10 protein-coding genes are annotated in these 6743 nt (G+C 45.6%); all 10 read right to left on the minus strand.

Going from position 1 to position 6743, the window contains the following annotated elements; all coding sequences use genetic code 11:
• The coding region (truA, locus tag F6K52_RS29400) for a tRNA pseudouridine(38-40) synthase TruA (protein WP_293087084.1) at positions 1-688 on the minus strand (688 nt) is incomplete at its 3' end.
• Positions 689-749: 61 nt separating this feature from the next.
• The gene (rplQ, locus tag F6K52_RS29405; protein ID WP_075895707.1) at positions 750-1100 is read right to left on the minus strand and encodes a 50S ribosomal protein L17; all 351 of its coding nucleotides are present in this window, start codon (positions 1098-1100) and stop codon (positions 750-752) included.
• Positions 1101-1202: 102 nt separating this feature from the next.
• Positions 1203-2147: a DNA-directed RNA polymerase subunit alpha gene (locus F6K52_RS29410; RefSeq protein ID WP_008191164.1), complete on the minus strand. Its 945-nt coding sequence runs from the start codon at positions 2145-2147 to the stop codon at positions 1203-1205.
• Positions 2148-2299: 152 nt separating this feature from the next.
• Positions 2300-2692, minus strand: coding sequence for a 30S ribosomal protein S11 (gene rpsK / locus F6K52_RS29415; protein ID WP_008191167.1), 393 nt, complete (start codon positions 2690-2692; stop codon positions 2300-2302).
• A 186-nt stretch (positions 2693-2878) separates the two neighbouring features.
• Positions 2879-3262, minus strand: coding sequence for a 30S ribosomal protein S13 (gene rpsM / locus F6K52_RS29420; protein ID WP_293087088.1), 384 nt, complete (start codon positions 3260-3262; stop codon positions 2879-2881).
• Between the two features lie 71 nt (positions 3263-3333).
• Complete coding sequence (gene rpmJ / locus F6K52_RS29425) at positions 3334-3447, minus strand: 50S ribosomal protein L36 (RefSeq protein ID WP_075895709.1); 114 nt, start codon at positions 3445-3447, stop codon at positions 3334-3336.
• Between the two features lie 100 nt (positions 3448-3547).
• A complete protein-coding gene (gene infA / locus F6K52_RS29430; RefSeq protein WP_008191178.1) occupies positions 3548-3772 on the minus strand; it encodes a translation initiation factor IF-1 in 225 nt (74 codons plus the stop codon).
• Between the two features lie 321 nt (positions 3773-4093).
• The gene (locus F6K52_RS29435; protein WP_293043879.1) at positions 4094-4657 is read right to left on the minus strand and encodes an adenylate kinase; all 564 of its coding nucleotides are present in this window, start codon (positions 4655-4657) and stop codon (positions 4094-4096) included.
• 124 nt (positions 4658-4781) lie between these two features.
• The gene (secY, locus tag F6K52_RS29440) at positions 4782-6122 is read right to left on the minus strand and encodes a preprotein translocase subunit SecY (protein WP_293087091.1); all 1341 of its coding nucleotides are present in this window, start codon (positions 6120-6122) and stop codon (positions 4782-4784) included.
• 44 nt (positions 6123-6166) lie between these two features.
• On the minus strand, positions 6167-6616 hold the full coding sequence (gene rplO, locus F6K52_RS29445; RefSeq protein WP_070390675.1) for a 50S ribosomal protein L15: 450 nt from the start codon (positions 6614-6616) through the stop codon (positions 6167-6169).
• Positions 6617-6743 lie beyond the last annotated feature (127 nt).

Consider the following 6743-nt stretch of genomic DNA (forward strand, 5'->3'; position numbering starts at 1 on the left):
CCCAGATGTCAGTAAACTGTTCTGGGGTTAGCTTCCCTATGCCCACTTGTACTAGCATTCCTACCAACAGACGCACCATACCATATAGAAATCCGTTAGCTTGAATTTCTATATGAATAAATGGTCCATTGCGGTAACATTCGGCTGCTTGCACATTTACCCAGGAATGCGATCGCCCCGAGTTGCTTCGGTGAAAGGCTGCCAAGTGATGCTTACCCAGCAATGGTTTTAAGGCTGCCTGGATCAGGGATTCATCAAGGGGAGCTTGATAATAGTGCCAACAAAAGGGTTGCACAAACAAGTTAGGGCAGGCGTCGGTATAGATTGTGTATCGATAACGACGCCAGATGGCACTAAACCGAGCATGCCAGTCTGGTGATACTAATGCTGATGCTCGGACTAATATATCCTCTGGCAGTCTACTATTGAGTATCGCTGCCCAGCGATGGGCTGGTATCGGACCTGTGGCATTAAAATGAGCGACTTGGGCAGCAGCGTGAACCCCTGTATCAGTACGACCAGCACCATATAGGGTTATGGCTCGCTGTTGCACGGTGGACAGAACTGTTTCGATTTCCGACTGAACACTGCGATGCTGTGGTTGTCGCTGCCAGCCATAAAAGTTATTACCCAGGTATTGAATAACCAGGGCAATTCGCTGGATAGCTTTAGCATCGTTGGCAGACATCATGGATTAACGATTAACAATTGACATTTTTAATGGTTAATTGCTTTAATGGTTAATTGCCTCAGACTAGTTCAATAATAGATATTTCAGCATTATCACCACGACGCCGCACCGTGCGCAGAATTCGGGTATATCCGCCATTGCGATCGCCATATCGCGTTTTCACCTCAGCAAAGAGGGAGTGAACTAACTTTTTGTCGTAGAGATAGGCAATTGCCCTACGTCGGGATGCCAAGGAACCATCCTTGGCCAGGGTAATCATCCGCTCCACCTCCGAACGAATGGCTTTTGCCCGAGCTTTAGTGGTAGTGATTCGACCATGACGCAGTAATTCAGTGGTCAGGGATCTCATCAGAGCCCGACGTTGATCTGCTGGCTTGCCCAGTTTTGGCACACGACGCCCGTGACGCATTTTTTAGCTTCCTCCTTTTTTTTGAACAAAATTTGCCTTTATTTCTAGGGTTTAGACTAGCTAGTTGCTAATTCTCCAGTCCCTTAAGTTTAATTGTTGTGGTTAAGTCTTAGCGGATTTTTCGTGGGGCAGTGTAATTCCTAGACGTCGTTGCAGAGCTTCAATCACTTCTTCAGCCGACTTTTGACCAAAGTTTTTGATTTCTAGGAGGTCTTCCTGACTATAATCGAGCAAATCGGATACAGAATTTATCTGTGCTCGTTTCAGGCAGTTGTAAGCCCGAACCGAGAGTTGTAATTCTTCGATCGGGATTTGGCTGGTCGGATCGTCATCATCACCATAGTCATCTTTAATAGATTCGAGATTAATATCCTTGAGAGGATTGAACAGATCCACGAGGGTACCAGCCGCTTGAGATAGAGCTTCTTGGGGAGTTATACTACCATTGGTCCAGACCTCTAACGTTAAGCGGTCCTTTTCCAGAGCACCATCAATGCGAGTATTCTCAACGCTGTAATTTACTTTAGTCACCGGCATGAACACAGAGTCAATCTGGAGGAAATCTACCGCTGTTGATTCATCATGCCCTCGTTCCACAGAGCGATATCCTGTACCTTTTTCGATGCGGAACTCCATTTCCAGCTTAGCCCCTTCTGCTAAGGTAGCAACATACTGACCTGGAGCAATAATTTCCACCTCCGAGGGCAAATCAAACTGAGCAGCTCTCACAGTGGATGGCCCAGTAATCATCACTCGACCTATCTGAGGTTGAGAGGTGTAGCTTTTGAGGACAACTTCCTTCATATTCAGCATAATTTCCAGGACATCCTCTCTGACTCCCTCAATTGTGGCAAACTCATTGTTTACGCCAGCAATCCGGACAGCGGTCACTGCTGCCCCTTCTAGGTTGGACAGCAAAACTCGTCTGAGGGCGTTGCCAACCGTTGTGCCTTGACCACGTTCGAGAGGCTCTAGGACAAATCTGCTATACTGACTTTGGTTCTTCAGTGTTTTGGATTCTACACACTCAATCTGAAACTGCGCCACAGAGTGACCTCCCTCTATTCATAAGACCCCTTTAACCGAATACAGGTTGAAGGGATAGTAAGCCAAAGGGTAAAAAGGGTAAGAAGTTCGTATTGAACCTCCTCCTTTCAAGCTACTTTCCTTTCAACCTAACGGTCGCAAAAAATATACTCTTATACTCGACGCCGTTTGGGTGGACGGCAGCCGTTATGAGGAATTGGAGTTACATCCCTGATTAGGGTGATTTCCAGTCCGGCTCCTTGCAGGGCCCGAATAGCGGTTTCTCGACCTGCTCCTGGTCCACTCACCATCACTTCCACCTGACGCATACCTTGGTCTATGGCTCGTCGGGCAGCACTGTCAGCAGCGGTCTGAGCAGCGAAGGGAGTTCCTTTTTTTGCCCCCTTAAATCCACTAGAGCCAGCTGAAGCCCAAGAGACTACATCCCCTTTGGTGTCAGAAATGGTGACGATAGTATTATTGAACGTAGACTGGATGTATGCTATTCCATTTGGTACATTGCGTTTCTGCTTTTTTGTACCACCTTTTTTAGTTGGTCGCGCCATGTCACTTGACTTTACTCTATAGGTGATTAATTATCTTGGGGTTGAGTAACCATTACAATTTTTTCGAAAGTCTTTTGTCCAAAGTCTTTTGTCAAAAGTCACTAACAGAAGGTCTCCTGGCAGTTACTTTTGACGAATGACCAATGACCAAAAACCTGGGGTGGATAGTTGGGCTGACTAGAGCTATTACTTCTTAGCCGGTGCTTTTTTCTTTCCAGCGATAGTCACTCGTCTACCGCGACGGGTACGGGCATTAGTGCGGGTTCGCTGTCCTCTCACGGGGAGTCCCATGCGATGACGACGTCCGCGATAGGTACCAATATCTACTAGGCGCTTGATGTTCATTGACTGCCAGCGCCTTAAATCCCCTTCCACCTGATAATTTTTTTCGACAGCTGCTCTGAGGGCAGCCACCTCCGCATCGGTCAAATCCTTAACCCTCGTATCTGGGTTAACTCCTGTTGCTGCTAAAATTTCTTTAGACCGCGACAGACCGATTCCATAAATGTAGGTCAGACCTATTTCTACACGTTTATCGCGAGGTAGGTCTACACTGGCAATCCGAGCCACGCTTGCTTCTCCCTTGACTGAAGTTTTGTGCTACAAATTAAATGTATGGATTAAGTGTATGGATTTGAGGTTTATCCCTGACGCTGTTTGTGCTTGGGATTGGGGCAAATTACCATAACTCTACCGTGGCGTTTAATTACGCGGCACTTTTCACACATTTTTCGGACAGATGGTCTAACTTTCATGCCTTTTTTTTGGACATAATGCAGTTGGTTATTATATCTTTTTTTAGGTTGACTTGTCAAATTTAGCTTATTTTAAATAAAACAGAAGTCGCTGCTAGTTTTACTTCTTACGCAGGCGGTAGGTAATCCTGCCTTTGGTTAAATCGTAGGGGGTTAGTTCAACTTTGACCCGGTCTCCAGGCAGAATTTTGATGTAATTCCGACGGATTTTACCGGAAATATGAGCTAGGACATTAAAGCCATTGTCCAAGTCAACCCTAAACATGGCATTCGGCAGGGATTCAGTCACCGTGCCTTCCATTTCAATTAAGTCTTGTTTAGCCAACTTGTTTTAACCTCAATACAACTATCCCCGTATGCTCTAAATTTTGATTATTTAATTCAGGGAGTCTTAACATATTTTATCAAATACAAAATTATACCAACTAAAATACTTTTCCACCAACTTTGGAGTAGCGGTGTCAGGGAAGCCTTTTTCCCTTGGCCTAGCTCTAGGCATAGGTTACACCGATGGAACCATTAGTCTAAATTAGTCTAAGTATTAGGCTAATGGTATTAGCTAAAGCGCTACAATAGGGTCAGATGATGGCCGACCTGCCCCACGCAGGTGGTTTCCTGCTTTCGGCATGGGCTTACCCTAAAATCATTACCCTAGAACTTGTTTAATCGATTCTGTGACTTGCTCTAAGGAGAGATCACCATTAATAGATTTTAAAGCTGAGTGTTCTCGGTAAAATTCCACCAAAGGAGCTGTTTGATGGTTATAGACCTCAAGACGTGTGCGGATAGTTTCCTCATTATCATCTGTACGTCCCTCCTTACGACCCCTTTCCAATAGTCTGTCGATCAAAACCTGATCTGGAACTTCCAGGTTGATGGCACCATCCAAAGTTTGGTCAAGCTCCTGCAACAGGTCATTCAAGAAATGGGCTTGGCTGACGTTACGGGGAAAACCGTCTAAAATCCAACCTTTTTGAGCATCGGGTTGATTTAGGCGATCGCGGATCAGATCTATGAGCAACTCGTCAGGCACCAATTCTCCTTTATCCATATAGGACTGAGCTTTTTGACCCAGGAGGGTTTGAGCACTTACAGCCCCTCGCAAAATTTCCCCGGTGGAAATGTGAGGAATCCCTAGTTGTTCAGCCACGATTTTGGCTTGAGTTCCTTTCCCTGCTCCTGGAGGTCCTAAAAAGATTAATCTCTTCATGTGTCATGTGTCATGGGTAATGTGTCAGTTGGTTTTTGTCCTAGGCAATGAACAACAACCAACTGACCCGAAAATTTGAGGCTCATCCACCTAAAAAAGCTGCTGCGCCCATTGCCCAATCGGTTTACTGCTTGACCATACCTTCGTAACGCTGGGAAATCACGTAGGTTTGAATTTGCTTGGCTGTATCGATGGCAACCCCCACCAAAATCAGCAAGGATGTGGCACCTAATCCCCTAAATGTGGTTACACCAGTGGCGCTTTCGACGGCAGTTGGTACTACAGCTACCAGTCCTAGGAAAATTGCTCCTAATAAGGTCAGTCGGTTCAAAACTCTTTCTATATATTCACTCGTAGCCCTTCCTGGTCGAATACCAGGGATACTTGCCCCCATTTTCTTCAAATTCTGGGACATATCTACTGGGTTTATAATCAGGGAGGCGTAGAAGTAGCTAAAGAACAAAATCAAGACTAAATAGACAGCAACATAGACCCAAGGAGTTTGACCATTGGGGTTCAGATAATTAGCAATCTGGATTAGGACTTGATTGATTGAGCCTAACAATCCATTGCTATTATCGCCACTAGTTATCCCAGCTAGGGATGTGGGTAGGATTAAGACGGCTGAGGCAAAGATAATTGGCATCACGCCACCTTGGTTTAGCCTTAGGGGCAAATAATTTTTCCGCTCCCGGATTAGGCGCTTACCAACTTGACGTCTGGCAGTAATAATCGGAATTCGTCGGCTTCCTTCTTGGACAAAGACAATACCGACAATCATGACTAGGAAAACTAACAGCAGCACAATTACCTTACCCACCGTTTCTCGACCACCGGTCTGAGCCAGTTCAATGGTTTGACCCAAGGTGCGGGGCAAAACAGCAACAATATTGACAAAAATCAATAGTGAAGCTCCGTTGCCAATACCTCGTTCGGTAATTAACTCTGATAGCCACATCACAAACATAGAGCCAGCTGTGAGGGCAAGTACAGTTTCAAACACAAAGAATGCGCCTGGTTCAACAGCAAAGCGCTGTGCCCACAACGATAAGCCAATACTTTGAATCACAGACCAGCCTAGGGCAACATAACGGGTAATCTGACCGATTTTTCGACGCCCTGCTTCACCTTCATTTTTCTGCAAATTTTCTAAAGAAGGAATTGCTGCCGTTAGCAGTTGTAGGATAATCGAAGCATTAATATAAGGCAAAATTCCCAAGGCAAAAATCCCTAGGGCGGAAAAACCACCACCAGAGAAAAAGTCCAAAAGACCAACAAACGGGCTATTCTGGAGTTCTGCTGAAAATCTGGCTCGATCAATTCCTGGTACAGGAAGAAAGACACCCAAGCGGGCTAAAATTAACAAACCAACGGTGACAAGCAGCCGACCTCTAAGGCCAGCCGCTTGAGCCATTTGCATAAACGTCTCTTGAGCAGTTGGGGCTTTGTCTCGACTGACAGTCATTTAAGGTACCTCTTCAAGATACAGGAGCATAAGGGCTAAAGGGGTTACTTAGCTATAACTTCCCAGCTGCCACCAGCCGCCTCGATTTTTTGGCGGGCACCACTTGTAAAGGCAGCAGCTTTTATATTGAGTGGCACATTCAGCTCGCCATCACCGAGTAGTTTTAATGGACCATCATTGGTGGTGACTAAACCTGTCTCCAACAAGGATTCCAAAGTTACCTCAGTATTGGCGGGAAGTGATGCCAACTTACCTACGTTGATTGTAGTGTAATGTTTGGGGTTAATGACCGTAAAGTGTTTTAACTTGGGGATACGGCGATATAAGGGCATCTGACCCCCTTCAAAACCAGGTCTTGTCCCTCGACCTGAACGGGATTTTTGACCACGCATTCCAAAACCGCAGCTAGCCCCTTGACCAGCGGCAATGCCACGACCTACACGGCGTCGCCGCTTTTTGGACCCTTGTTTGGGGACTGCATCATTGATTCTCATCGTTTTTTGTTAAGGATAAAAATTTTTTTTTGAAGATTGACGGCTGACGCTAAACCGTCAACCTTGAGCATATTACTCTTATTTCTACCTAGCTGGTTTTTAATCTATGCATAGATTTGTTCAAGGG

Origin of the sequence: Moorena sp. SIO3H5 (assembly GCF_010692395.1) — a bacterium.
Taxonomy (GTDB): Bacteria; Cyanobacteriota; Cyanobacteriia; order Cyanobacteriales; family Coleofasciculaceae; genus Moorena.